The 25,703-nt window shown below is 69.7% G+C and carries 18 protein-coding genes; 7 read left to right on the top strand and 11 right to left on the bottom strand.

The window, feature by feature from the left end; translation table 11 throughout:
- Positions 1–2: 2 nt before the first annotated feature.
- From narI to ACF8NF_RS06640, 7 genes are all read right to left on the bottom strand, one after another.
- Positions 3–740, bottom strand: a complete 738-nt coding sequence (gene narI, locus ACF8NF_RS06670) for a respiratory nitrate reductase subunit gamma (protein ID WP_071954236.1) — start codon at positions 738–740, stop codon at positions 3–5.
- A complete protein-coding gene (narJ, locus tag ACF8NF_RS06665) occupies positions 737–1,450 on the bottom strand; it encodes a nitrate reductase molybdenum cofactor assembly chaperone (protein WP_016451953.1) in 714 nt (237 codons plus the stop codon). Before narJ ends, narI begins: the two co-directional genes overlap by 4 nt.
- Positions 1,451–1,461: 11 nt before the next feature.
- Positions 1,462–3,003: a nitrate reductase subunit beta gene (narH, locus tag ACF8NF_RS06660; protein ID WP_392450295.1), complete on the bottom strand. Its 1,542-nt coding sequence runs from the start codon at positions 3,001–3,003 to the stop codon at positions 1,462–1,464.
- Positions 3,004–3,180: 177 nt separating this feature from the next.
- Positions 3,181–7,020: a nitrate reductase subunit alpha gene (locus ACF8NF_RS06655; protein WP_392450294.1), complete on the bottom strand. Its 3,840-nt coding sequence runs from the start codon at positions 7,018–7,020 to the stop codon at positions 3,181–3,183.
- 47 nt (positions 7,021–7,067) lie between these two features.
- Complete coding sequence (locus ACF8NF_RS06650; RefSeq protein WP_203400046.1) at positions 7,068–8,528, bottom strand: MFS transporter; 1,461 nt, start codon at positions 8,526–8,528, stop codon at positions 7,068–7,070.
- Between the two features lie 16 nt (positions 8,529–8,544).
- Positions 8,545–9,867 (bottom strand): nitrate/nitrite transporter, encoded by a 1,323-nt coding sequence (locus ACF8NF_RS06645; RefSeq protein ID WP_012203038.1) that lies wholly within the window; start codon positions 9,865–9,867, stop codon positions 8,545–8,547.
- A gap of 156 nt (positions 9,868–10,023) precedes the next feature.
- Positions 10,024–10,986 carry an AraC family transcriptional regulator gene (locus ACF8NF_RS06640; RefSeq protein ID WP_277849333.1) on the bottom strand — a complete coding sequence of 321 codons (963 nt, stop codon included), beginning with the start codon at positions 10,984–10,986 and terminating at the stop codon, positions 10,024–10,026.
- Positions 10,987–11,116: 130 nt separating this feature from the next.
- Between ACF8NF_RS06640 and ACF8NF_RS06635 the strand changes: the two genes are divergently transcribed.
- Genes ACF8NF_RS06635 through ACF8NF_RS06625 form a run of 3 tightly spaced genes read left to right on the top strand, consistent with a single transcriptional unit; the run spans position 11,117 to position 15,455 of the window.
- Positions 11,117–13,111: a TonB-dependent receptor gene (locus ACF8NF_RS06635; protein ID WP_392450293.1), complete on the top strand. Its 1,995-nt coding sequence runs from the start codon at positions 11,117–11,119 to the stop codon at positions 13,109–13,111.
- 26 nt (positions 13,112–13,137) lie between these two features.
- A complete protein-coding gene (locus tag ACF8NF_RS06630; protein WP_392450291.1) occupies positions 13,138–14,217 on the top strand; it encodes a class I SAM-dependent methyltransferase in 1,080 nt (359 codons plus the stop codon).
- Positions 14,214–15,455: an MFS transporter gene (locus tag ACF8NF_RS06625; protein WP_343739827.1), complete on the top strand. Its 1,242-nt coding sequence runs from the start codon at positions 14,214–14,216 to the stop codon at positions 15,453–15,455. The genes ACF8NF_RS06630 and ACF8NF_RS06625 overlap by 4 nt, the downstream gene beginning before the upstream one ends.
- Before the next feature lie 4 nt (positions 15,456–15,459).
- Here ACF8NF_RS06625 and ACF8NF_RS06620 read toward each other — a convergent pair whose 3' ends face one another.
- Both ACF8NF_RS06620 and ACF8NF_RS06615 read right to left on the bottom strand, forming a co-directional pair.
- Positions 15,460–16,131 (bottom strand): response regulator, encoded by a 672-nt coding sequence (locus ACF8NF_RS06620; protein ID WP_016446642.1) that lies wholly within the window; start codon positions 16,129–16,131, stop codon positions 15,460–15,462.
- Between the two features lie 28 nt (positions 16,132–16,159).
- On the bottom strand, positions 16,160–18,058 hold the full coding sequence (locus ACF8NF_RS06615) for a type IV pili methyl-accepting chemotaxis transducer N-terminal domain-containing protein (RefSeq protein WP_392450400.1): 1,899 nt from the start codon (positions 18,056–18,058) through the stop codon (positions 16,160–16,162).
- Positions 18,059–18,219: 161 nt separating this feature from the next.
- On the opposite strand from ACF8NF_RS06615, the gene ACF8NF_RS06610 reads away from it, so the two are divergent.
- Positions 18,220–19,104 carry a ChaN family lipoprotein gene (locus tag ACF8NF_RS06610; protein WP_047219785.1) on the top strand — a complete coding sequence of 295 codons (885 nt, stop codon included), beginning with the start codon at positions 18,220–18,222 and terminating at the stop codon, positions 19,102–19,104.
- Between the two features lie 3 nt (positions 19,105–19,107).
- Here ACF8NF_RS06610 and ACF8NF_RS06605 read toward each other — a convergent pair whose 3' ends face one another.
- Complete coding sequence (locus ACF8NF_RS06605) at positions 19,108–21,063, bottom strand: bifunctional diguanylate cyclase/phosphodiesterase (protein ID WP_016451962.1); 1,956 nt, start codon at positions 21,061–21,063, stop codon at positions 19,108–19,110.
- 73 nt (positions 21,064–21,136) lie between these two features.
- Here ACF8NF_RS06605 and purU point away from each other — a divergent pair, with 73 nt between their 5' ends.
- The 3 genes from purU (at position 21,137) to ACF8NF_RS06590 (ending at position 24,591) form a co-directional block, all read left to right on the top strand.
- Entirely contained in the window at positions 21,137–21,985 is an 849-nt protein-coding gene (gene purU, locus ACF8NF_RS06600; RefSeq protein ID WP_013804418.1) for a formyltetrahydrofolate deformylase, read from the top strand.
- Between the two features lie 19 nt (positions 21,986–22,004).
- Complete coding sequence (locus tag ACF8NF_RS06595; RefSeq protein WP_017405258.1) at positions 22,005–22,928, top strand: LysR substrate-binding domain-containing protein; 924 nt, start codon at positions 22,005–22,007, stop codon at positions 22,926–22,928.
- A gap of 151 nt (positions 22,929–23,079) precedes the next feature.
- Positions 23,080–24,591, top strand: coding sequence for an FAD-linked oxidase C-terminal domain-containing protein (locus ACF8NF_RS06590; RefSeq protein ID WP_392450399.1), 1,512 nt, complete (start codon positions 23,080–23,082; stop codon positions 24,589–24,591).
- 87 nt (positions 24,592–24,678) lie between these two features.
- Here the strand turns inward: ACF8NF_RS06590 and ACF8NF_RS06585 are convergent, their stop codons facing one another.
- Complete coding sequence (locus ACF8NF_RS06585; RefSeq protein ID WP_026062354.1) at positions 24,679–25,701, bottom strand: hypothetical protein; 1,023 nt, start codon at positions 25,699–25,701, stop codon at positions 24,679–24,681.
- Positions 25,702–25,703 lie beyond the last annotated feature (2 nt).

Here is a 25,703-nt window from a genome sequence, read left to right as displayed (position 1 = left end):
CCTCAATGGCCGGGCTTGGCGTCACGGCGTGCCGACGATGCGGGCAGGCCCAGGCGGCGCGAGCGCACCAGCTGGTAGGGGCGCAGCAGGTAGACCAGGGTGCCGAAGCCGCTCCAGACGTGGACCAGGCGCGTGAAGGGGAAGACCAGGAAGATGCTCATGCCCAGGAACATGTGGGCCTTGAACACCCAGCCGGCCTCGGCCAGCAGTTCGGCCGCGCCGCCACGGAAGGTGACGATGCGCTGCGCCCATTCGGCCAGGGCCATCATCATGGAGCCGTCCATGTGCTTTGCCGACAGCGGAATGGTGGCCAGGCCCAGCAGCAGCTGCAGCCACAGCAGCCAGAGGATGGCGATGTCGCTGAACCTGGAGTTGGCGCGGATGCGCACGTCCGACAGCCGGCGGTGCAGCAAGATGGTGAGGCCGATGAAGCCCAGCGTGCCCGCGATGCCGCCGCTGACCATGGCCAGCAGCTGCTTGGCGCCTGCGGCCATGAAGGGCTCGTAGACGAAGTGCGGCGTGAGCATGCCCACGGTGTGGCCGAAGAACAGGAACAGCACGCCGATGTGGAACAGGTTGCTGCCCCAGCGCAGGCTGCCGCTGCGCAGCAGCTGCGATGAATCGCTCTTCCAGGTGTACTGGTCGCGGTCGAAGCGCAGCCAGCTGCCGATGAAGAACACGGCCAGGCAGATGTAGGGGTAGAGGCCGAAGAGCAGGTGGTCTATCCAGGAGGGGGTCATGTCAGGCTCCATTGGCGGGGTCCTTGGGCTTGGGGCGCCGCCGTGCGGCGCACGAAATGCACAGGCTGCTCGGCGCCGGGGCGCGATTGGCCCTGGCTGCTGCAGCCGTCGAAGGCGGCGGGTTCGGCCCAGGCCTCGTCCATGGCGGGCTCGGGGCGGATTTCCACGCGCTCGGCCCGGTGGCCGGTGATCTCCAGCACGGCCGCGATCACGCTGGCGTAGGGGCTGTCGCGCCGCACCAGCGCCGTGAACAGGGCGTTGAGGATGTGGGCCATCTCGCCCAGGAATTCACGGGCGATGGCCGGCGGCTGGGTGGAGGCGAACTCCAGCACCACGGCCAGGTGGTCGGGCAGTTCGTCGGCCTCGAAGGCCAGGCCCGCGCGCTCGTAGGTCTGCTGCAGGTCGATCAGCGCCGGGCCCCGGTCGGCCGAGTCGCCGTGCACATGCTCGAACAGGTGCAGCGAGGTCTGGTGGCCCCGGTCGAAGGTGTCCACGTAGCGGGCCTCGGCCTCGAAGGGGTCCATGGCCTGCAGCTGCTCGGCCAGCTGCTGCAACTCGCGCAGCCGCGCGGGCGCCACGGATTGCTCCAGGCGCAGGGCGTCGATCAGGCCCGGCAGCAGGGCGCGCAGCTCGGCGCCCGGGTAGCCGATGAGGCAGGCCAGCGCGCGCAGCGTCAGGCGCACGGGGGTGGAGGTGTTGTGATTGAACATGGCGGCAGTCCTCACATTTGCGCGCGGATGGGGATGGTGCGCGGCTTCTTGCCGCCGAACAGGCTGGCGTCGGTGTTGCCGTCGGAGCAGCCGTTGCCGAACGAGAAGCCGCAGCCGCCGCGCAAATCGAACGCGCTTTCGGCGTATTCGCGGTGGGCCGAGGGGATGACGAAGCGGTCCTCGTAGTTGGCGATCGCCATGGTCTGGTACATGTCCTCGACCTCGTGCACCGTCAGTCCCGCGTACTGGAGCACGGCCAGGTTCCGTTCCTGGTCCACGTGCTTGCTGCGCTGGTACGCGCGCATGGCCAGCATGCGCTCCAGCGCGCGCACCACGGGCGTGGTGTCGCCGGCGGTGAGCAGGTTGGCCAGGTACTGCACGGGGATGCGCAGCTGCGAGACATCGGGCAGGTCGCCATTGATGGGGCTGCGGCCGACACTGTCGAGATGCCCGGCGTTCGCCGCCGAGGTGATGGGCGACAGCGGCGGCACATACCAGACCATGGGCAGGGTGCGGTACTCGGGGTGCAGCGGCAGGGCCACCTTCCAGTCCACGGCCATCTTGTAGACGGGGCTGGACTGGGCGGCCTCGATCCAGGCGTCGGGGATGCCGTCGATGCGGGCCTGGCGGATGACCTCGGGATCATTGGGGTCCAGGAAGATGTCCAGCTGCGCCTGGTAGAGGTCGCGGTCGCGCTCCACGCTGGCCGCTTCCTCGATGCGGTCGGCGTCGTACAGCAGCACGCCCAGGTAGCGGATGCGGCCCACGCAGGTCTCGGAGCAGACGGTGGGCTGGCCGGCCTCGATGCGCGGGTAGCAGAAGATGCATTTTTCGGCCTTGCCGCTTTGCCAGTTGTAGTAGATCTTCTTGTAGGGGCAGCCGGAGACGCACATGCGCCAGCCGCGGCACTTGTCCTGGTCGATGAGGACGATACCGTCCTCCTCGCGCTTGTAGATCGAGCCCGAGGGGCAGGACGCCACGCAGGCCGGGTTCAGGCAGTGCTCGCACAGGCGCGGCAGGTACATCATGAAGGTGTTCTCGAACTGGCCGTAGATGTCCTTCTGGATCTGCTCGAAGTTCACGTCATGGCTGCGCTTGCTGAATTCGCCGCCCAGGATTTCCTCCCAGTTCGGACCCCATTCGATCTTCTCCATGCGCTGGCCCGAGATCAGGCTGCGCGCGCGCGCCGTGGGCGCGGCCTTGCTTTCCCTGGCCGACTGCAGGTGCTCGTAGTCGTAGGTGAAGGGTTCGTAGTAGTCGTCGATCTGGGGCAGGTTGGGGTTGGCGAAGATGCGCATCAACAGGCTCCACTTGCCGCCCTGGCGGGGCGCGATGGAGCCGTCCGTGCGGCGCATCCAGCCGCCGTTCCACTTGGCCTGGTTTTCCCACTCGCGCGGGTAGCCGATGCCGGGCTTGGTCTCGACGTTGTTGAACCAGGCGTATTCGACGCCGGGGCGGCTGGTCCAGACGTTCTTGCAGGTGACGGAGCAGGTGTGGCAGCCGATGCACTTGTCCAGGTTCAGCACCATGCCGATCTGTGCGCGGATTTTCATCGTGTTTGTCCTTTCAACGTGTGTGCACGTTTTCTTCGAGGGGTGCGCGTGGCGCCTTGAAACCGCAGGCTTTGCGGAGTAGCTGTCCTATATCGGGGACAGCAAGCAAGGGCCGCCCCGCAGCGAGGCTGTCGTCCCCCTCCCGCGTAGCGAGAGAGGGGGAAGGCGCGTAGCGACTCAGGGGGTGTTCACCTCTTCATCCAGCCAATCTATGCGGCGCATCTTGCGCACCAGGACGAACTCGTCGCGGTTGGTGCCGATGGTTCCGTAGTAGTTGAAGCCGTAGCTGTACTGCGCGTAGCCGCCGATCATGTGGGTGGGCTTGAGCACGATGCGCGTGACCGAGTTGTGGATGCCGCCGCGCGTGCCGGTGATCTCCGAGCCAGGCGTGTTGATGGTCTTCTCCTGCGCGTGGTACATCATCACCATGCCCGGCTTGACGCGCTGGCTGACCACGGCCCGCGCCGCGATGGCGCCGTTGGCGTTGTACAGCTCCACCCAGTCGTTGTCGGCGATGCCGGCGCTCTTGGCGTCGTCCTCGCTGAGCCAGACGATGGGGCCGCCACGCGCCAGCGTGAGCATCATCAGGTTGTCGCCATAGGTGGAGTGGATGCCCCACTTCTGGTGCGGCGTGATGAAGTTCAGCGCGATCTCGGGGTGGCCGTTGGGCTTTTGGCCCTGCACTTCCTGCAGCGCCTTCATGTGCACGGGCGGGCGGTAGCTGACGAAGCCTTCGCCGAAGTCGCGCATCCACGGATGGTCCTGGTAGAACTGCTGGCGGCCGGTGAGGGTGCGCCATGGGATCAGCTCATGCACGTTGGTGTAGGAGGCGTTGTAGCTGACCTTCTCGCTTTCCAGGCCCGACCAGGTGGGCGAGCTGATGATCTTGCGCGGCTGGGCCTGGATGTCGCGAAAGCGGATCTTCTCGTCCTCGCGGTGCAGGGCCAGGTGGGCGTGCTCGCGCCCCGTCTGCTTCGACAGCGCCTCCCAGGCCTTGACGGCCACGTGGCCGTTGGTCTCGGGCGCCAGCATCATCACCACCTCGGTGGCGTCGATGTCGGTGACGATGCGCGGGCGGCCCTGGCTCACGCCTTCCTCGCGCACCAGGCCGTTGAGCTCGCCCAGCTGCTCCACCTCGGTCTCGGTGTTCCAGCCGATGCCCTTGCCGCCGTTGCCCAGCCTGTCCATCAGCGGGCCCAGGGCCGTGAAGCGCTTGTAGAGGTTGGGATAGTCGCGCTCGACCACCGCAATCTGCGGCGCGGTCTTGCCGGGGATCAGGGCGCACTCGCCCTTCTTCCAGTCGCGCACGCCATCGGGCTGGGCCAGCTCGGCGGGGGTGTCGTGCATCAGCGGCGTGAGCACCACGTCCTTTTCCACGCCCAGGTGGCCCACGCAGACCTCGCTGAAGGACTTGGCGAAGCCCTTGTAGATCTCCCAGTCGCTCCTGGCCTGCCAGGCCGGGTCCACGGCCGCCGACAGCGGGTGGATGAAGGGGTGCATGTCGCTGGTGTTGAGGTCGTTCTTCTCATACCAGGTGGCCGTGGGCAGGACGATGTCCGAGTACAGGCAGGTGGTGCTCATGCGGAAGTCCAGCGTGACCAGCAGGTCCAGCTTGCCTTCGGGCGCCTTGTCGTGCCAGCGCACTTCCTGCGGCTTGGCCGAATGGCCGGCGCCGGGCCGCCCCAAGCCGGCCGCCCCCTGGGGGGAGGCGCGCAGCGCATCGGGGGGGTCTTGTTCTCCAAGGTCTTTTCCTTGCACGCCATGGGTGGTGCCCAGCAGGTGCTTGAGGAAGTACTCATGGCCCTTGCCCGAGCTGCCCAGGATGTTGGAGCGCCACACGAACATGTTGCGCGGCCAGTTGGCCGGGTGGTCGGGGTCCTCGCAGCTCATGGACAGCGAGCCGTCCTGCAGGGACTGCACCACGTGGTCCTTCACGTCCAGGCCCTGGGCCTGGGCGTCGCGCACCAGCTGCAGCGGGTTGGCCTGCAGCTGCGGGGCGCTGGGCAGCCAGCCCATGCGCTCGGCGCGCACGTTGTAGTCGATCATGGCGCCGCCGTACTGGCTGCGGTCGGCCAGCGGGGACAGCACCTCTTCCACGCCCAGCTTCTCGTAGCGCCACTGGTCGGTGTGGGCGTAGAAGAAGCTGGTGGAGTTCATCTGGCGCGGCGGGCGCAGCCAGTCCAGCGCAAAGGCCAGCGCGGTCCAGCCGGTCTGCGGGCGCAGCTTTTCCTGGCCCACGTAGTGCGCCCAGCCGCCGCCGCTCTGGCCTATGCAGCCGCACAGCATCAGCATGTTGATGATGCCGCGGTAGTTCATGTCGCAGTGGTACCAGTGGTTCATGGCCGCGCCGATGATGACCATGGACTTGCCGCGCGTCTTCTCGGCGTTGTCGGCGAACTGGCGCGCAATGGCGATCACCTGGTCACGCGGCACGCCGGTGATCTTTTCCTGCCAGGCCGGGGTGTAGGGCGCATCGGCGTCATAGCCGCCATCAGCGCCCTCGCCTTCCAGGCCACGGTGGATGCCGTAGTTGCCCGCCAGCAGGTCGAACACGGTGGCCACGATGGCCTCCTCGCCGTCCAGCACCATGCGCGAGACGGGCACGCGGCGCAGCAGCACATCCGTGCCCTGCTCGTTGGCGTCGAAGCCCGGCGACTGCAGGCCGCCGAAGTAGGGGAAGGCCACGTCGGCCACTTCACTGTCCACGCCCTGGCCGTCCAGCACCGAGAGCTTGAGCTGCACGTCGTTGCCCGTGCGCGCCTCCTTGGATTCGAGGTTCCACAGGCCCTCGTCGGCACGGCCGGCCTCGCCCCAGCGAAAGCCGATGGAGCCATTGGGCAGGGCCACGCCGCCGTCCTCGCCGTAGGCCACGGTCTTCCACTCGGGGTTGCTGTCCTGGCCCAGGTGGCCGTCGAAGTCGCTGGCGCGCACATAGCGCTCAGGCACCAGGGCCGTGCGGCCATCGGGCAGTTGCTGGCGCTTGAGGCGGATCAGCAGCGGCAGGTCGGTGTAGCGGCGCGCATAGTCCTCGAAATAGGCCGGGCGGCCGCGCTCGCCGAAGTAGAACTCCTTGAGGATGACGTGGCCCATGGCCATGGCCACGGCGGCATCCGTGCCCTGCTTGGGGTGCATCCACAGGTCGGCCAGCTTGGCGACCTCGGAGTAGTCGGGCGTGACGGCCACGACCTTGGCGCCCTTGTAGCGGACCTCGGTGAAGAAGTGGGCGTCGGGGGTGCGCGTCTGGGGCACGTTGGAGCCCCAGGCGATGATGAAGTTGGAGTTGTACCAGTCGGCGCTCTCCGGCACGTCGGTCTGCTCGCCCCAGGTCTGGGGGCTGGCCGGCGGCAGGTCGCAGTACCAGTCGTAGAAGCTCATGCACACGCCGCCGATCAGGCTCAGGTAGCGGCTGCCTGCGGCATACGAGATCATGGACATGGCCGGAATCGGCGAGAAGCCGATGATGCGGTCCGGCCCGTGCTTCTTGATGGTGTAGACGTTGGCCGCCGCGATCATGCGGTTGACCTCGTCCCAGCTGCTGCGCACGAAGCCGCCCAGGCCGCGCTGCTTTTGCCACTCGCTGCGCGCATCCTCGTTCTCGACGATGGCGGCCCAGGCATCGACCGGGCTCCTGGCCACGGCCAGGGCGGCACGCCAGTGCTTGAGCAGCCGGCCGCGCACCATGGGGTATTTGACGCGGTTGGCGCTGTACAGGTACCAGCTGTAGCTGGCGCCGCGCGCGCAGCCGCGCGGCTCGTGGTTGGGCAGGTCGGCGCGCGTGCGCGGGTAGTCGGTCTGCTGGGTCTCCCAGGTCACGATGCCGCCCTTGACGTAGATCTTCCACGAGCACGAGCCCGTGCAGTTCACGCCGTGCGTGGAGCGCACCACCTTGTCATGCGCCCAGCGGTCGCGGTAGGCGTCTTCCCAGGTGCGGTCCTCGCCCGTCACCTGGCCATGGCCGTTGGAGAATTCCTGCCGGGGCAGGGAGAAGTAGGAAAGCTTGTCCAGAAAATGGCTCATCGCGGGACTCCTTGTTGTTCGTTGCGGTGCGGTCTGCGGCCCGGGGCTCAGCAGGGCATCTCGGCGTTCCTGCGCGCGTAGTACCACCAGGTCACGCCCACGCACAGCACATAGAAGGCGGCAAACACCCACAGCGCCAGCTCGGGCCCGCCCGTGGCGGCGATGGAGCTGCCGTAGCTCTTGGGGATGAAGAAGCCGCCGTAGGCTCCCAGCGCGCCCGCAAAGCCCAGGGCGGCCGCGCCTTCGGTATTGCCCTCCTTGAGGGCATGGGCCTGCGCTTGCTCGCTGGGATGGGCGCCGAGCTCGCGCTGCTTGAGCGCCAGGAAAATCGCCGGGATCATGCTGAAGGTCGATCCGTTGCCGATGCCCGTGGTCAGGAACAGCACGAGGAACATCAGGAAGAAGCCCATGAAGCTGCCCTCGGCAGGGCCGAAGCCCAGCGCGTAGCCGCCGCTGCCCTTGGGCAGGAAATACAGCACGCCCACCACGGCCACGGCCATGACGAGGAAGTTCCAGAACGTCACGCGCGCGCCGCCCGCCTTGTCGGCCAGCCAGCCGCCAAAAGGCCGCGACAGCGCGCCCAGCAGCGGACCCAGCCAGGCATAGGCCAGTGGGTTGACCGCCGGGAACTGGCTCTTGATCAGCAGCGGAAAGCCGGCGGCAAAGCCGATGAACGAGCCGAAGGTGCCCAGGTACAGCAGGCACATCACCCAGTTGTGCTTGCGCCGGAAGATGGCGGCCTGGGCCGCGAAGCTGGCCTTGGCGTCGGCGATGTCGTTCATGCCGAACCAGGCGGCCAGCGAGGCGATGGCGATCCACGGCACCCAGATGAAGGCCGCGTTCTGCGCCCAGACCCGGGTGGTCTCGCCGGCCTTGGTGATGGTCTGCGCATCGCCGCCGAAGACGCCGAAGATGCCGGCCGTGATCACCAGCGGGCTCAGGAACTGCACCACCGACACGCCCAGGTTGCCCAGGCCCGCGTTCACGCCCAGGGCCGAGCCCTTGCGCTCCTTGGGAAAGAAGAAGCTGATGTTGGCCATGCTGGAGCTGAAGTTGCCCCCGCCCAGGCCGCACAGCAGGGCCAGGATCAGCATGGTCGGATAGCCGGTGCTGGCGTCCTGCACGGCGTAGCCGATGCCGATGGCCGGGATCAGCAGCGAGGCCGTGGACAGCGCCGTCCAGCGGCGCCCGCCCATCAGCGGCACCATGAAGGAATAGAAGATGCGCAGCGTGGCGCCCGACAGCGCGGGCGCGGCCGCCAGCCAGAACAGCTGGTTGGTGGAGTAGGTGAAGCCCAGCGCGGGCAGGTTCACGGCCACCACGCTCCAGACCTGCCAGATGGCAAAGGCCAGGAACAGGGCGGGCACCGAGATCCAGAGGTTGATCCTGGCGATGGCCTCGCCCTCGCGCTCCCAGAACTGCCTGTCCTCGGGGCGCCAGAGGGTCAGCACGCTGCCGGGGCGGCTGCGCGCGGATGCCTTTGCGGCGGTCTTGATGTTCGCATGCATGTGCAACTCCTGCGGTTCAGCGCGCGGCCGGCTGCACATCGCTGTGGCCGCCGTGGCTGTTGAGCACGTCGGTGCGGCGCACCTCGGTGAAATACATCCAGATCAGCGACACCCAGACCACGCCGTACAGCAGCATGAAGGCGCTGGAGCGGATGCCCGTCCAGTCCAGCAGCACGCCGAACAGGATGGGCAGGATGAAGCCGCCCATGCCGCCGGCCAGGCCCACGATGCCGCTGATGGCGCCGATGTTTCCGGGGTAGTCGTCGCTGATGTACTTGAAGACGCTGGCCTTGCCGAAGGCCATGGCAATGCCCAGCACGAACATCAGCGCGGTGAAGGCATAGACGTTCAGGCCCAGGTGAAAGCGGGTGCTGCCCTCGGTGGTGAGCACCGTGAAATCCGTCTGCGGATAGGACAGCAGGAACAGGCAGATCCAGCACACCCACAGCACCCACCAGGTCACGCTGTGCGCGCCGTACTTGTCCGACAGCCAGCCGCCGATGGCGCGCAGCACGCCGCCCGGCAGAGAAAAGCAGGCCGCCAGCAGCGCCGCCACGCGGATGTCCAGGCCGTACTCGCCCACGTAGTACTGCACCATCCACAGGCTCAGCGCCACATAGCCGCCGAAGACGATGCTGTAGTACTGGCAGTACTTGAGCACGCGCGGGTCCTTGAGCGCCTTCAACTGGTCGCTGAAGCGCACATTGCTGGGCACCAGGTGGGCCGGGTCGCTGTGGCTGAACAGCCAGAACAGCACCAGCGCGCCCAGCATGATGGCCGCATAGGCATGCGGCACGGCGGCCCAGCCGAAGGCCACCAGGATCACCGGCGCCACGAACTTGTTGACCGCCGCGCCCGAGTTGCCCGCGCCGTAGATGCCCATGGCCATGCCCTGGCGCTCCTTGGGAAACCAGCGCGCCACATAGGGCGTGCCCACCGAGAACGAGCCGCCCGCCAGGCCCACGAACAGGCCGATGGTCAGGAAGTGCCAGTACTCGGTGGCATAGCCCATCACCCAGATCGCGGGCACGGTGACGGCCATCAGCACCGCCATCACGATGCGCCCGCCGAAGCGGTCGGTCCAGATGCCCAGCGGCACGCGCACCAGCGAGCCCGTGAGCACGGGCATGGCCGTGAGCAGGCCGAACTGCGTGGCGTTCAGATCCAGCATCTTCTTGATGGGGATGCCGATGATGCCGAACATCATCCAGACCATGAAGCAGACCGTGAAGGCCAGGGTGCTGACGGCCAGGACCGACCAGGCCTGGCGGTCGTGGCGTGTGCCTGTGCTGGTGCTCTTGCGGGGGTCGCCCTGTGCGGTGGGCGCTGTGTTTGCCATTTTGTTTTCCTCGTGGGGGCTATGGCATCCATGGTCCCGCGCGAGGGCCGCGCCGCACATCCGCCAGCCGTACGCTCGGACAAGGCGGAAGAACTAGGAGCGCGCAGGCGGGCCTAGTTCCAAAGAACTATCGGGGACAAAAAGGCTTGACGCAGATCAGGAGCGGCGGCCAAAAACGGACTTCGGGCTGCGCCCGTAGAACCGCGCAAATGCCGCACTGAAGTTCGACGGATGGGCATAGCCCACCTGCCAGCCGGCCTGGGCGACCTGGCAGCCGGTCTCCAGCAGCGCCCAGGCGCGGCGCATGCGCAGCTCCAGCAGCAGGGCCTGGGGCGTGGTGCCGAAGACGGCGCGAAAGCCCTGCTTGAGCCGGTGCTCGCCCAGGCCCACGGCGGCGCTCAGGTAGGCCAGGGTCAGCGCGCGGTCCATCTGGGTGGACAGCAGTTCGCGCGCCTGCTCCAGCCGGGCCAGTTCGTCGGCCGACCAGCGCGGTGCCGCCCTGGCCGGCTGCGGCGCAGGCGCGAGATGCCGCAGCTCCAGCGCGGCCAGGCTCAGCATGGCGATGTGGCGGTCCAGCGCATCGGTGGGCTGGTGCCCGGGCGGCTGGGCCAGGCGCCGCGCCAGCGCCAGGCTGGCCGGCAGGCTGGCACGGTGGTCCAAGGGCCGCACGCCGGCCGCGCCGTCCACCTGGGTCAGGCGCTGCGAGAGTTCAGGCCCCAGATAGCGGTCCAGCGCCGCGCCCGACAGCAGCAGGCGCAGCTGGCGCACGGTCTGGCCGGCCGCATAGCGGCGCTCGCCCTGGCTGCCGCGAAAGGCTGCCAGCGTGGTCTGCCCTGCGCCGAAGCGCAGCGCCGCGCCCGTGCGCGCCACAAAGCCCGATTGCCCGGCCAGCCCCAGCGTGATGACCAGGGTGCGGCCCTGGTCCGAGGCATCGGCCTGCACGCTGTCCTCCACCAGGTCGCGCAGCGGGCAGTAGTGCGAGCGCGCCAGCACGATGCCGTCGCCCAGCGTGAAGCGCTCCGCATGGCAGTCGCCCAGCTCGGCGGGCAGGGCATGCCGCGTCCAGCCCGGCGCACAGGGCTGGGGCAAGGCAAGCGAGGAAGGGATGCGGGAGGTCATGGGAGAGGAATGGATGCGCGCTTCGCATAGGAAATGCTCCGGCGCGCATACGTTTTCAAATGATAGCGATTCTCATCTTCCCTAGCATCGGTCTCCAACGAGATTCCCTTTTGGAGAGGACGAGAAAACCATGGCATTCCCCCTTCGCTGGCCGGCCGCGCTGGCCCTGGTCCCCTTCACGGTGGCGGCCCAGGGCCAGGCGCCCGAAGCCGCCCTGCCCGAGATCACGGTCACGGTGAACAAGCAGGCCGAGAGCCTGGACGCCGTGCCCGCCAGCGTCTCCGTTTTCGACGGCGCGGCGCTGGAGGCGGCTGGCGTGCGCGGGCTGGACGCGCTTTCCGCCCAGGTGCCGGGCTTTGTGTTCCAGGCCTTCGGCCAGTCGGGCGTGCAGCCGCCCGTGATGCGCGGGCTGACGGCCAACTTCGTGTCGTTCTCCTCGTCCACGCTGCTGCTGGTCGATGGCGTGCCCACGCTGATGGCCCAGGGCTTCGAGCACAACCTGCAGGGCGTGGACCGCGTGGAGGTGCTGCGCGGCCCGCAATCGACGCTGTATGGCCGCAATGCCGAAGCGGGCGTGGTCAGCATCGTCACGCGCCAGCCCGGCGACATGCCGTATGCATCGATCAGCGCCGAGGCCGGCAACCACGGCCAGCGCGCGGGCAGCTTCGAGCTGGGCCGCGCGCTGGTGCCGGGCCAGCTCTACATCGGCCTGTCGGGCGAGTGGCGCGCGCAGGACGGCTTCATACGCCAGCAGGCGACGGGAGCGCGCGTGGACGACCGCGAGCGCGCCAGCGGCCGCCTGGCCCTGCGCTGGACGCCCACGGCCGAGACCGAGGCCACGCTGCGCTACGCCCAGCAGCGCTGGGACGACGGCGCCGCGCAATGGGGCAGCATTGCCGCGCCGCGCGCCACGGTGAACTCGGGCACGGACAGCTGGAACCGCTCGCGCGGGCAGACGCTGTCGCTCGATGTCTCGCACCGCTTTGCCTCGGGCCTGCGGCTGCGCTCCATCACCGCACGCAATGTCTTCGACGACCGCGTGCTGCAGGACACGGACTTCCAGAGCGCCGACCTGCTCCATGTACGGCGCGACTACCGCCTGGCCACGACCTCGCAGGAACTGCGCCTGGAGGGCGAGGCCGCAGGCCTGTGGAACGCGCGCTGGCTGGCCGGCCTGTACCTGGACCGCGACGACCATGACCTGCGCTACGAGCAAAAGCTGCCCGCCGCGCTGATGCGGCCCACGGCCGGGCTCAAGGGCAGCACGGCGGCGCTGTTCACGCACTGGACCGTCCCGCTGTCCGAGCGCTGGACGCTGGCGGCCGGCGCGCGCGCGGAGCGCAACCGCGTGGAACTGGCCCCCGTGGGCGCGGCGGCGCGCAGCGACGACTGGTCGCGCTTGAGCCCCAAGCTCTCGCTGCAATACCAGTGGTCGCCCCAGGGCCAGGTCTACACCAGCCTCAGCGAGGGCTACCGCGCGGGCGGCTTCAACGTGTTCTCTCCGGCCATGGGCTATGCGGCCTACGAGCCAGAGACCGTGCGCGCCTGGGAGATCGGCACCAAGGGCCGGCTGCTGGGGCAGCGCCTGCGCTATGCGGCCTCGGTCTACACCCAGCAGGTGCGCGACATGCAGGTGCAGCAGATGGGCCTGCCGGGCGTGGTCTACATCACCAATGCGGCGCGGGCGCGCTCCACGGGTGCGGACTTCGAGCTGGACTATGTGTTCGGCGGCGGCTGGCAGCTGCAGACCGCCCTGGGCCTGAACCGCACGCGCTTCGGAAGCTTCCGCGACGGCGGCGCCGTCTACGACGGCCACCGCAACCCGTTTGCGCCCGACATGACGGCCCATGTGGCGCTGCGCTACGACGCGCCCGGCCGCTGGTGGGCGCAGGCCGCCGTGCAGGGCACGGGCAAGGTCTACCTGGACGCCGCCAACGCCTACCGCCGCCCCGGCTACGGGCTGCTCAACCTGTCGGCCGGCTATGCCCAGGGGTCCTGGGAAATCGCCGCCTACCTGCGCAATGCCGCCAACCGCCGCTACGACGCCGTGGGCTACCTCAACGGCCAGGTCGTGGTCTACAGCCCGCCGCGCGAGTTCGGCGTGCGGCTGACCTGGCGCATGTGACTCCCTTTCGTGAAAAGGACCTTCCGATGAATACACCCCGCTGCGAATCCCCTACCCACGCCCCCTCCCACGCCCTTCAGCCGCTGTGGGACCTGGCCGCCGCCCAGGTGCAGGCCGAGGCCCTGGTGCTGGCCCTCGAATCGGGGGCACTGGACCGGCTGGCCACGCCCCAGACGCCGGCCGAGCTGGCCCAGGCCCAGGGCTGGAACGAGGCCAATACCTCCCATTGGCTGGAATTGCTGTGGAGCATGGGCCTGCTGCGGCGCGGCCAGCACGAGCCCGTGAGCTACCTGTTGGCCACCGATGCGCTGCGCTACCTGCACAGCGCATCGCCCGAGTCCTGCGGCGCGGCCTGGCTGTTCCGCCTGCGCTCGCTGCGCCACTCCGCCACGCTGCTGCGCGGCCTGGTCGAGCACGGCCCTGCCGGGGACGGCATGGCTTGCAGCGCCCCCTTGGCCACGGGCAATGCCGAAGGCTGGGCCGCCGCCGCGCGCGCCCAGATCGGCCAGGAGCAGCGCGCCGTCAGCGTGCCTGCCGCGCTGCAGGTGCTGGACCAGGTGCCCGAGGCCGCTGCCGGTGCGGGTACCGCGCGCCGCATGCTGGACCTGGGCGGCGGCCCCGGCTGGATCGCGCTGGCCCTGCTGCGCCAGCAGCCCGCGCTGCAGGCCAGCGTCTTCGACTGGCCCGAGGCCGTGGCCGTGGCGGCGGACAACGCCCGCCAGTCCCGCTTGTCCGACCGCTTCACCGCCCTGGGCGGCAACCTGGCCACGGACGGCATAGGCAGCGGCTACGACCTGGTCTGGTGCTCGTCTGTGCTGCACTTCGTGCCCGATGCGGCAGCCGTGGTGGCCAAGGTGTTCGACGCGCTGGCGCCCGGCGGCGTCTTCGTCTGCGCCCATGCGGAGGTGGACGACGCGCCCGAATCGGCCCTGCGCACCCTGCCCTACTACCTGCCCATGCGCCTGATGGGCCGCAGCGTGACCCGGCGCGGCGAGCTGCAGGCGCTGCTGGCGCAGGCGGGTTTCGAGCGCATCGAACGCATCGAGTCGCGCGAGTTTCCGATGGCGCCGCTGGCCGTGCTCATTGCCCGCAAGGCCGCGCCATGAAGGCCGCAGCTCCCCGCCCGGTCTGGCTGCTCCAGGCACTTTTCGGCTGGCTGCACCTGGCGCTCACCGCGCCCAGCGTCTACCTCTGGCTGGGCCTGCCCCTGGTCATGCGCCAGCATGGCTGGTCGGGCACGGCCATCGGCCTGTTCCAGCTGGCGGGCCTGCCCGCGCTGATCAAGTTCGCGCTGGCCGCGCCCGTGGAAGCGCGCAGCGCGAACGGCCGGCCGCGCTACCGCGCCTGGGCGCTGGCCCTGTGCCTGGCTTATGCGGCCGTGCTGCTGGCCCTGGGCTGGCAGCAGTTGCTGGCCGAGCGCCTGTGGCTGTTCGGCCTGGCCTTCGCGGCCGCGCTGGCCGCCACCTGGGCCGACATTCCCGTCAGCGCCCTGGCCATCCGCCTGCTGCCCGCGTCCGAGCGCATGCGCGCCGGGGGCGTGCGCGCAGCGGCGCTGTCGCTGGGCGCCATCGTGGGCGGCGGGATGATGCTGCTCATGCAGGCGAAATGGGGCTGGCGCGCGCCCTTCCTGTGCCTGGCCGGCGCGCTGGCCCTGGGCGCGCTGCTGATGGCCTGGGTGGTGCGCCATGAGCCGGGGGATGCGCCCTCGCCCCTGCTGCTGCCTGCGCCCAAAGCTGGACTGGCCGCCATGGTCCGCGGCTATGGCACCCAGCCTGGGGCCTGGCACTGGACCCTGGTGCTGGTCAGCTACTTCCCCTTCATCGGCGCGGCCTGGTTCTACTTGAAGCCGCTGATGCTGGACCACGGCTTCGCGCCCGCCCAGGCCGCCCTGCTGGCCGGCATGGGCGGCGGCGTGGTGGCCGCGCTGGCGGGCGCGGCCTCGCCCCTGCTCACGCGCCGCCTGGGCACCCGGCGCGCCCTGCCGCTGTACGCAGGCTGCAATGTGGCAGCGCTGGCGCTGCTGGCCGCCGTCATCGCAGCCGGCGCCCCGGCCCCGGGCTTGGTCGCGGCCGTGGCCTGCGTGGCAGCAGCCATGGGCGCCTCCTCGGCCTGCGTCTTCGGACTGATGATGCAATTCGCCCGCCCACGCTGGCAGGCCTTCGACTACGGCCTGCAGGCCAGCCTGTTCGCCGCCAGCCGCATGCTGGTGCCGCTGGCGGCCGGCGTGGCGCTCGACGCCTTGGGCGCAGCAGCCATGCTCACCGGGCTGACCGTGGCAGCCGCGCTGGCCTGGGTGTGGGCGCTGCGGTGTGCGGGGGATGGTTGGGCTTCAGCCACGGCGTAGCCCGCTAATCCCGCTGCCGCTCCGACGCATACACCGCCGCCTGCACGCGCGAGCTCAGGCCGAGCTTGCGCAGGATGTGTTGCACATGGATCTTGACCGTGGTCTCGGCAATGTCCAGCGTGCGGGCGATTTCCTTGTTGCTGGCGCCCCGGGCGATCTGGACCAGCACCTCTTCCTCGCGCGGGGACAGCGGCGAGGCCGGGGCCTCGTCCGGCTCGGGCGCCTGGGGCTCGGGCGCGCCCTGGGACTGGAAGGCGGCCACCAGCTTGCCCATCATCTCGGGGCTGACCACAGGCTCGCCGCGCGCGGCGCGGCGCAGGGCCTCGGACAGCAGGTCGCCGTCGATGGTCTTGAGCAGATAGCCCTGGGCGCCGTTGCGCAGCGCGGCCGCCAGGTCCTGGCCGTCCTCGCTCACGGTGAGCATGACGACGCGGCTGCCGGGCGATGCGGCCCGCAGGCCCGCGATGGCATCGACGCCCGGCACGCCGGGCAGGTGGTTGTCCAGCAGGATGACCTGGGGCGCCAGCGCGGGTACCAGGCGCAGGGCCTCGCCCGCGTCGCCGGCCTCGCCGACCACGCGCAGGCCTGCGTCCTGGGCGATGAGGGCGATCAGGCCGCGGCGGAACAGCGTGTGGTCGTCAATGACGAAGACGGAGATGGGGCTGGAGAAGGACATGGGGCGGGCTTTTTCTTGCGGGAGCGTGTCACGCGTTCGAGGGGAGGGCCGGCGCCGACGCCCCGGCCGAGGCCGACGGCGGCAGCTCGATCAGCACGCGCGTGCCCTCGCCGGGGCGGGAGTGGACATGGACCAGCGCCTGCGCCAGCAGGGCGCGCTCGCGCATGATGCCCAGGCCCACATGCAGCGAGTCCGGCGCCACGTCGGCGGGGACGAAGCCGCAGCCGTCGTCGCAGACTTCGAAGCGCCAGGGGTGGCGTCCCACGCGCAGCTGCACATGCCTGGCACCCGCGTGCTTGCGCACGTTGGACAGCGCCTCCTGCACCATGTGCAGCACCTGGATCTGCACATCGGGCGCCAGCGGCAGGCCCTGGCCCGTCATGCTCAGCGAGGTGGCAATGCCCGTCTGGTGCTCGAACTTGGACAGCGTGGCGCGCAGCGCGGCCTCGATGTCCTCGGCGCTGGTGCGCGTGCGGAAATGCACCAGCAGCTCGCGCACGTCGGCATAGCATTCGCGCACGCCCACTTCCAGCTCGCCCAGGCTGCGGTCGCGCGCCTCGTCGCGGCCCTTGGCCACGGCGTCGCGCACCAGCTGGGTCTGGATCTTGAGAAAGGCCAGCGACTGGGCAATGGAGTCATGCAGCTCGCGCGCGATCAGGCCGCGCTCCTCGGCCACGGCGGCTTCGCGCTCCAGCGCCGTGGCGCGCAGGCTTTCCATGGCGCTGGCCAGGTGGCGCGCCATGGCGGACAGCAGGTCGCGCATGTCGTCCGTGAGCACCACGGTGGAGCGAAAGAACAGGTTGACCTCGCCCAACAGGCGCTGCTGCAGTTGCACGGGGATGCTGACCACGGTCTCGAAGCCGGCCTCGCGGCAGTGCGGCAGCTGCAGGTCGCTGGCCGGCGTGATGGGGATCACGCGCAGCCGCGCCTGCTCGCGCGGCTGGCCGCACAGGCAGGCGCCCGTGTGCAGGCAGTGCTCCTGCACCGACATGGACTGGGGCAGGCCGTCGCCGGCCAGCAGCACGTAGCGCTCGTTGGCCTCGTCGGACCAGCGCACCGTGGCCGCATCGGCCTGGGCCGCCAGGCGGACCTGGCGCACAAAGCCTTCGGCCAGGGACTGCAGGCTGGCGGCCTCCGACGCCTGCACGCTGACCGCGTACAGCGCCTGCAGCTGCTGGTGCTGCACGTTGAGGCTGGCGGTCTTCTCGCGCACCTTGTCCTCCAGCTCGGCGTGAGAGCTTTGCAGCGACTGGGCCATCAGGTTGAAGCCTGCGGCCAGCTGGCCGAACTCGTCGTCCACCTCCACGCTCATGCGCGTGTCCAGGTGTCCGCGCCGCATGCGCTCCAGCGCCGAGCGCAGCTGGCCCACGGGATGCAGCACCAGCCAGTAGCTGGTGGCCATGAAACTCACGGCCGCGATGATGGCCAGCGCCATCAGACACATCTGAAACAGGTGCAGGATGGCCGTCCAGCGCGAGAGCCGGTCCTCGATGGCTTCGACAAAGCCGTCCACCTCGCGCACGAAGGCATCGGCGCTGCCCATGATGGCCTGCGCATCGGCCTGGTCCTCGGCCTGCCACTGCGTGCGCAGCTCGCTCCAGTCGCGGCGTATGCGCTCGTAGCGCGCCCTGACCTCGTCGCTCCAGGGCACGAACAGCGGGCGCGACATGTCGCCGCTGCGCAGCAGGTCCAGGCTGGCGTCGAACTGCTGCGCGCGCGCCTGCCACTGCGCAGGCGCCTCGTTCTGGCGCGCCATGGCCATGCGCACCATGCTCATGCGCAGCCGCCCGGCCTCGTTCACGGCGGCCGCGCCGCCCTCCAGCTGCCAGGCCACCCACAGCGTGAAGCCGATCGATGCCACGGCCGCCAGCAGGCAGGCCGCGCCCATGAGCAGCAGCTTGGTCGAAAGCGAGGGCTTGCCATGCATGGTCGCACTGTAGCCACGGCGCATTTGCGCGTCTTGACCTGAATCAAGCGTCACCCGTTTGCGCCGTGCCCCCGCCCCGATTCCTAGGATCCTTTCAACTGCCCCCAATGCCCACAGGGCCTATGGGGGCCCCGGGCAAGGCCAGTGTTTAGCATGGGGCCATGCAAGTCCGCTCCATCCCCCGCCCCTTCATCCGCACCCCGCGCCTTGCCGGCCTGGCTGCGGCCGCATGGCTGGCGGCAGCCCTTGCCGGCTGCGCCAGCTCCTCCACACCGGCGCGGGACTGGACGCAGCAGCTGCAGCGCTGGTCCGACGCACCTCTGGTGCTGCTGGGCGAGCAGCACGATGCGGCGGCCCACCAGGCCTGGCAACAGGCCACGGTGCAGCAGCTGGCCACGCAGGAGCGCCTGGCCGCGCTGGTGATCGAGATGGCGCCGCGCACGGGCTCCACGGCCAGCTTGGCGCGCGATGCCTCCGAGGACGCTGTGCAGCAGGCCCTGCAATGGCAGGACGCCGCCTGGCCCTGGCCGCGCTACCGCGGCGTGGTCATGGCCGCCGTGCGCGCAGGCGTGCCCGTGCTGGGCGGCAACCTGCCCCGCGCCGACATGAAGCAGGCCATGCGCAACCAGAACCTGGACACCCACCTGCCGCCCGAAGCCTGGCAGCGCCAGCTCGACGCCATCCGCGAAGGCCACTGCGGCCTGCTGCCCGACACACAGCTGCCGCCCATGGCCCGCATCCAGCTGGCCCGCGACGCCAGCATGGCCGAGGTGGCCAGGGCCGCAGTCAAGCCCGGCAAGACCGTGCTGTTGGTGGCCGGGCGCGGCCACGTACTGCGCGGCGTGGGCATTCCCACCTGGCTGCCCGAGGCCGCAGGCGCCAAGGTGGCCGTGGCGCAGGCGGGGGAGACATCGGTGGCGCAGGCCTCGGATGTGGATTGGCTGCAGAAGACGGATGCCCTGCCCGCCAAGGACCACTGCGCCGAGCTGCGGGAGAAGTTCAGGAATCCGCCGGCGCCGCGGGCGGATGCGGGTCGGGTGGACTGAGCTTCACCCCTGCACGGCCCACATCCCCTCGTTGCCCGAGACCCACTCGCCGAACGCCTGCGCAGGCATGGGCTTGCTGCACAGATAGCCCTGGAAGAAGTCGCACCCCTTGCCGCGCAGGAACGCCAGCTGCTCGGCCGTCTCCACGCCCTCGGCCAGCACCTTCAGCCCCATGGCATGCCCCAGCGCGATCACCGACCCGCTGATGGCCATGTCGTCGGCGCTGTGCGGGATATCGCGGATGAAGCCCTGGTCGATCTTGAGCAGGTCCAGCGGGAAGCGCTTGAGGTGGGCCAGCGAGGAATAGCCGGTACCGAAGTCGTCGATGGCCAGCCGCAGGCCCTGGGCGCGCAGGCGGCGCATGACGGCCAGGGCCTCCTCGGGGCGCTCGGCCAGGGCACTTTCGGTGATCTCCAGCTCCAGGCAGTGCGGGGCGAAGCCCGTGGCGGCCAGAGCGTCGGCGGTGGCACCGGCGATGTCGGTCAGCAGGAACTGGTGCAGCGAGACATTGACCGCGATGGTCATCTCCGGCAGGCCCTGATCGCGCCAGCGCTGGCCCTGGGCGCAGGCCTCGCGCAGCACCCACAGGCCCAGCGCGCCGATGACGCCCGAGCTTTCGGCCACGGGGATGAAGCGGGCCGGGGAGATGAGGCCCTCGTCCGGGTCCAGCCAGCGCACCAGGGCCTCGGCGCCCACCAGGCGGCCAGTGGCCAGGTCGATCTGGGGCTGGAAGTACAGGCGCAGGTGGCCCAGGTCTATGGCCTGCCGCAGCCGTGCCTCCATGGCCAGGCGCTCGCGCGCGGCCGAGGTCATGTCTTCCTCGAAGAAGCACCAGGCACGGCCGCTGCGCGACTTGGCGCCGTAGACGGCCGCATGCGCGCCCTGCAGCAGGTCCTGGGCATTGCCGGCGTGGGAGGGGTACATGCAGATGCCCACGCTGACGCCGGCCATGACGGACAGGCCGTCCGGCGAGCTCCAGGGCTGGCCGGCCGCCGCGATCAGTTGCCGTGCACGGGCGATGGCGTCGCCGCGCTCGCTCATGCCCTTGCACAGCACGGCCAGTTCGTCACCGGCCATGCGACCTATGAGGTCCTGGGGACCCAGGGAGTCGTGCACACGGGCGGCGATGTGGCGCAGCACCTGGTCGCCGATGGCGTGGCCGTAGCTGTCATTGACGTCCTTGAAGCGATCGATGTTCAGCAGCATCACGGCCAGCGTGCCCTGCTCGGCGGCCGCCTCGGCCACGGCGTCTTCCAGCAGCGCTGTGAAGCGCACGCTGTTGGGCAGGCCGGTGAGCATGTCGCGGTGGGCCAGGAATTCGAGCTGGGCCTCGCGCGCCTTCTCGGCCGAGATGTCGGTGAACATGCACACGTAGTGCGTGACCTTGCCCTGTGCGTCCTTGACGGCGCTGAGCGACATGCGCTCGGGAAAGACCTCGCCGTTCTTGCGGCGGTTCCAGATTTCGCCCTGCCAGTGGCCCGTGGCCTGCATGCTGTCCCACATGGCCTCGTAGAAGGCCTTGTCGTGGCGGCCGGACTTGAACATGCGCGGGGTCTTGCCCAGCATCTCCTGCTCGGTGTAGCCCAGCAGCCGCGTGAAGGCGCTGTTGACCGAGAGGATGCGGCTGCGCGCGTCGGTGACGACCACGCCCTCCATGGTGTTGTCCACCACGGCGGCGGCCAGGCGCTGGCGTTCGTCGGCCTCCCGCCCGGCGGCCATCGCGGCATGGGCAGTGCGCTCTCCACGGCGCATGCGCCACAGCAGCCAGCCGCCGCCCACGGCCGTGACCAGCACCAGGGCCACCGAGGACAGCATGCGCCGCTGCGCTGCCGGCCCCGGCGGTATCTGCAGGTGCGCCAGCAGCCATTCCACGCCCCAGAGCCACAGCAGACCTGCGCACACATACAGGGTCAATGCGCCCCAGAGCGGTATTCGGGGCTGCTCTCCCTGATCTTGCATGTGGTTCCTCAGAACGTTCCCAGAACGTGTGACTTGCGCAGGGTCGTGTGCATGCTGCGACAATTGCGCCGCTATGACCCAAGCCTATATTCTTACCCTTTCGTGCCCCGACCGGCTCGGTCTGGTACATGCCGTCTCGGGCTTCCTGCTCGAGCAAGGCGGCAACATCGAAGAGGCCGCGCAGTATAACGACCCGGCCACCGGACTGTTCTTCATGCGCGTGCAATTTGCCTGCAACGGCTGCGATCCCGCGGCTCTGAGGGCGGCCCTGGCCGACCTGGGCGGCCAGTACCAGATGAAGTGGCGCCTGCACACCAAGGCCGAAGCCATGAAGACCGTGCTCATGGTCAGCAAGGAAGGCCACTGCCTCAACGACCTGCTGTTTCGCTGGAAGAGCGGCCTGCTGCCGGTGGACATCCGCGCCATCATCAGCAACCACCGCGAGTTCTACCAGCTGGCGGCCAGCTACAACATTCCCTTCCACCACATCCCCGTCACGGCTGCCACCAAGGCCCAGGCCGAGGCAAAGCAGTTCGAGATCATCGAGGCCGAAGGCGCCGAACTCGTGGTGCTGGCGCGCTACATGCAGGTGCTGTCCAACGACCTGTGCACCAAGCTGGCCGGCCGCGCGATCAACATCCACCACAGCTTCCTGCCCAGCTTCAAGGGCGCCAAGCCCTACTACCAGGCCCATGACCGCGGCGTGAAGCTGATCGGCGCCACGGCCCACTATGTGACGGCCGACCTGGACGAAGGCCCGATCATCGAGCAGGACGTGGCCCGCGCCGACCACACCGACACCGTGGAAGACCTCACGGCCCGCGGCCGCGACACCGAGAGCCAGGTGCTGGCCCGCGCCGTCAAGTGGCACAGCGAGCACCGCGTCATCCTCAACGGCCACAAGACCGTGGTCTTCCGCTGAAGCCGGCTCCCGGCCGCCCATGGCGAACGTGACCCTTGCCGCCGGCAGCGGCTTTGCCCCGCCCGGCAGCGGCGCCCGCCGCATCCCGCCCATACAGTGCCTGCTCACTTTCGAGGCGCTGGCGCGGCTGCGCAGCGTGACGCAGACGGCCGAGGAGCTGTGCGTCACGCCCAGCGCCGTCAGCCACCGCGTGCGCCAGCTCGAGCAGATCCTGGGCACGCGGCTGTTCGGCCGCTCGGACTTTTCGCTCACCACCGAAGGCAGCGCCTACCTGTCCCACGTGCGCGAGGGCCTGGGCGCGCTGCAGCGCTTTCCGGGCGAGGTGACGGCACCGGGCCGCCGCAGGCTCAAGCTTGCGGTCACGCCCACCTTTGCGCGCGTGATCCTGATCCCGCGCCTGCGCCAGTTCACGGAAACCTATCCCGAGATCGACATCGCCCTGCAGGTCTCCATCCCGCTGCTGGACGTGGTGGCCGAGGATGCCGACCTGATGGTGCGCTTCGGCCCCGGCCACTACGCCGACGTGGAGCACATCGAGCTGGCGCGCGACGTGGTCACGCCGCTGGCCTCGCCGGCCTTCATCCGCGAGCATGGCCCCTTCGAGCAGCCCCAGGACCTGGAAGGCATGCCCCTGCTGCGCAGCCCGCTGGAGCCCTGGCGCACCTGGTTCGGCGCCACCGGCCTGGACTGGCCCGAGCCGCACGAGGGCTCGCAGTTCAACGACATCGGCCTGATGTGCGACGCGGCCTCGGCCGGCATGGGCATTGCCCTGGTGCGCCACAAGCTGGGCGCACCCTGGATGGACAACGGCACCCTGGTGCGCCTGTTCGACATGGACACGGCCAGCCCCCATGCCCACTACCTGTGCTGGCGCACCGGCACCATGGACCGCTGGGAATGCGCGGCCTTTGCTGAATGGTTGAAGAGGGCGATGGCCTGCTGAGGCGCCCACAACGGAATTCACGGATTTCGCGGATTTCACGCGCCGTTGCAATAAACATCAGCGCAGTCCCGCTGCACAAAGACGGCGGCATCGCCTAAAGTCAGGCCCCATGACTTCCGCCAGCTCCCCAGCCAGCCCTGCCCCCGGCGCCATGGCGTCGGCCGCCGCCGATGCCGCCCACCAGCAGCCCACAGTCTCCGAGCGCGCACGGCGCCAGGCCGAGGTCGTGGCCGCGCTGGCCCGCCATGTGCCCGCGCATGCCCTGCTGTGGAACGCCGAGGACACCACCCCCTATGAATGCGACGGACTCACGGCCTACCGCCAGCGCCCCCTGGTGGTCTGCCTGCCCGAGACCGAGGCCCAGGTCCAGGCCGTGCTGCGCGCCTGCCACGCCATCCAGGTGCCCGTGATCGCACGCGGCGCGGGCACCGGGCTGTCAGGCGGCGCCCTGCCCCATCCCATGGGCGTGACGCTGTCGCTGGCCAAGTTCAACAAGATCCTCCAGGTCGATGCCGCCAGCCGCACGGCCGTGGTGCAGTGCGGCGTGCGCAACCTGGCCATCAGCGAGGCTGCCGCGCCCCTGGGCCTGTACTACGCGCCCGATCCCAGCAGCCAGATCGCCTGCACCATCGGCGGCAACGTGGCCGAGAACTCGGGCGGCGTGCACTGCCTCAAGTACGGGCTGACCGTACACAACGTGCTGAAGGTGCGCGGCTTCACGGTGGAGGGCGAGCCGGTGGAGTTCGGCTCCACGGCGCTGGACACGCCGGGCTTCGACCTGCTGGCCATCCTGGTCGGCAGCGAAGGCATGCTGGCAGTGACCACCGAAGTCACCGTGCGCCTGATCCCCAAGCCCCAGCTGGCGCGCTGCATCATGGCCAGCTTCGACGACGTGCGCAAGGCCGGCGACGCCGTGGCCGCCGTGATCGCGGCCGGCATCATCCCGGCCGGGCTGGAGATGATGGACAAGCCCATGACGGCCGCCGTCGAGGACTTCGTCAAGGCCGGCTACGACCTCACGGCCGAGGCCATCCTGCTGTGCGAGAGCGACGGCACGCCCGAGGAAGTCGAGGAAGAGATCGCCCACATGAGCGAGGTGCTGCGCGGCGCCGGGGCCACGGCCATCACGGTGAGCGAAAGCGAGGCCGAGCGCCTGCGCTTCTGGAGCGGGCGCAAGAACGCCTTTCCCGCCAGCGGGCGCATCAGCCCCGACTACATGTGCATGGACTCCACCATCCCGCGCAAGCGCCTGGCCGACATCCTGCTGGCCATCCAGGAGATGGAAAAGAAATACGGCCTGCGCTGCGCCAACGTCTTCCACGCGGGCGACGGCAACCTGCACCCGCTGATCCTGTTCGATGCCAACGACCCCGACGAGCTGCACCGCTGCGAGCTGTTCGGCGCCGACATCCTGGAGACCAGCGTGGCCATGGGCGGCACGGTCACGGGCGAGCATGGCGTGGGCGTGGAAAAGCTCAACTCCATGTGCACCCAGTTCACCACCGCAGAGAACGACCAGATGTTCGCGCTCAAGGCCGCCTTCGACCCGCAGGCCCTGCTCAACCCCGGCAAGGTGATTCCCACGCTCAACCGCTGCGCCGAGTACGGAAAGATGCTGGTGCGCGGCGGCCAGATCTCACACCCGGACCTGCCGAGATTCTGAGGCGTGGTGCAACCGGCGTGGTGCAACGGGCGCGGTGCAACCGGCGCCGTGCGACGTGCAACAGGCGCCGTGCAGTCCTTCCCGCCCTCAGGGCTGCTGCAGGCAGCGCGCCCACAGTCCGTCAAGCGCCCGGGCCAATGCGCCTCCCTGGCGGGGCACGGCCTGGCCCTCGCCCAGGTCTTCGACCAGGGTGTCCAGCGGCGTGGCTTCGGTCAGCGTGCGCACGCCGCACTCCATGGCCAGGGCCGTGTCCAGGTAGACCACGCGTGCGCCGGCCACGCTCCAGCGCGTGAGCTCGCGCACGCGGCCCACCTGGCCCAGCCGCAGGCGCATGGCCTCCATGCGCGCGGCCAATGAGCGGCGTATGCGCTCGCCCGCCTCGGGGCGGTCTTCCTCCAGTCGGCGCAGCGCCGCCTCCTGCTGCTCCAGGGTGCGGTCCATCGCCTGCAAGGCCGCCTCGCGGCCCAGCCGGGCCTCGTCGTAGCGCGGCAGGGCCGCGCGCAGCCGCACCAGCGTCCGCTCCCGCTCGCGCGCATAGACATGCCCGGCCGCGCGCCCTGCCTGTGCACAGGCCTGGGCTGCCAGCACCAGGCGCTGCGGCGCGGCCTCGGCACTGAGGCTTTGCGGACGGAAGCTGCCGCACTCCTTCATGTCCCCCAGCACACGCAGATCCTCCAGGTGCCGCTGCCTGTGGTCGGCATCCCTTTGCGCCTCCTGCGCGTGGCGCCGCAGCATCTCCTGCCGCTGCCGCTCCAGCACGAGCAGCTCACGCCATTCGCCACGCAACCGCGCCTCGAACCGGGCCTGTTCGCTTTCGGCGGCGCGCTGCAGTGGCCCGACCTCCTGGCGCAGACTGGCCTGCAGGTAGTCACGCACGCCTGCGCGCTCGCAGGCGTACTCGACGATGCGCCCGCCGCTGCCGTCGCCCACGCTGCGCCAGCTGCTGCGCGCGCAGGCCGACCTGTCCTGCAGCACCTGCCCTATCGACACGCCCGAGGCGGCGCCCCAGGGCGCAGCCCGCACGGTCAGCACCTCGCCATCGTCACCGCCGCAACCGCCCAGCAGCAGGGCCAGGCCCGCAGGCAGCAGCCACACTCGTTGCCAGCGCATGG

It is taken from the genome of Delftia sp. WSY_22, assembly GCF_043104185.1.
GTDB lineage: Bacteria > Pseudomonadota > Gammaproteobacteria > Burkholderiales > Burkholderiaceae_C > Comamonas > Comamonas tsuruhatensis.
This window is presented reverse-complemented; position numbering and strand designations above follow the sequence as displayed.

Bases quoted from the DNA above. Each gene is read 5' to 3' on its own strand.
- narI (WP_071954236.1), bottom strand. From the start codon at position 740: ATGACCCCCTCCTGGATAGACCACCTGCTCTTCGGCCTCTACCCCTAC.
- narJ (WP_016451953.1), bottom strand. From the start codon at position 1,450: ATGTTCAATCACAACACCTCCACCCCCGTGCGCCTGACGCTGCGCGCG.
- narH (WP_392450295.1), bottom strand. From the start codon at position 3,003: ATGAAAATCCGCGCACAGATCGGCATGGTGCTGAACCTGGACAAGTGC.
- ACF8NF_RS06655 (WP_392450294.1), bottom strand. From the start codon at position 7,020: ATGAGCCATTTTCTGGACAAGCTTTCCTACTTCTCCCTGCCCCGGCAG.
- ACF8NF_RS06650 (WP_203400046.1), bottom strand. From the start codon at position 8,528: ATGCATGCGAACATCAAGACCGCCGCAAAGGCATCCGCGCGCAGCCGC.
- ACF8NF_RS06645 (WP_012203038.1), bottom strand. From the start codon at position 9,867: ATGGCAAACACAGCGCCCACCGCACAGGGCGACCCCCGCAAGAGCACC.
- ACF8NF_RS06640 (WP_277849333.1), bottom strand. From the start codon at position 10,986: ATGACCTCCCGCATCCCTTCCTCGCTTGCCTTGCCCCAGCCCTGTGCG.
- ACF8NF_RS06635 (WP_392450293.1), top strand. From the start codon at position 11,117: ATGGCATTCCCCCTTCGCTGGCCGGCCGCGCTGGCCCTGGTCCCCTTC.
- ACF8NF_RS06630 (WP_392450291.1), top strand. From the start codon at position 13,138: ATGAATACACCCCGCTGCGAATCCCCTACCCACGCCCCCTCCCACGCC.
- ACF8NF_RS06625 (WP_343739827.1), top strand. From the start codon at position 14,214: ATGAAGGCCGCAGCTCCCCGCCCGGTCTGGCTGCTCCAGGCACTTTTC.
- ACF8NF_RS06620 (WP_016446642.1), bottom strand. From the start codon at position 16,131: ATGTCCTTCTCCAGCCCCATCTCCGTCTTCGTCATTGACGACCACACG.
- ACF8NF_RS06615 (WP_392450400.1), bottom strand. From the start codon at position 18,058: ATGCATGGCAAGCCCTCGCTTTCGACCAAGCTGCTGCTCATGGGCGCG.
- ACF8NF_RS06610 (WP_047219785.1), top strand. From the start codon at position 18,220: ATGCAAGTCCGCTCCATCCCCCGCCCCTTCATCCGCACCCCGCGCCTT.
- ACF8NF_RS06605 (WP_016451962.1), bottom strand. From the start codon at position 21,063: ATGCAAGATCAGGGAGAGCAGCCCCGAATACCGCTCTGGGGCGCATTG.
- purU (WP_013804418.1), top strand. From the start codon at position 21,137: ATGACCCAAGCCTATATTCTTACCCTTTCGTGCCCCGACCGGCTCGGT.
- ACF8NF_RS06595 (WP_017405258.1), top strand. From the start codon at position 22,005: ATGGCGAACGTGACCCTTGCCGCCGGCAGCGGCTTTGCCCCGCCCGGC.
- ACF8NF_RS06590 (WP_392450399.1), top strand. From the start codon at position 23,080: ATGGCGTCGGCCGCCGCCGATGCCGCCCACCAGCAGCCCACAGTCTCC.
- ACF8NF_RS06585 (WP_026062354.1), bottom strand. From the start codon at position 25,701: ATGCGCTGGCAACGAGTGTGGCTGCTGCCTGCGGGCCTGGCCCTGCTG.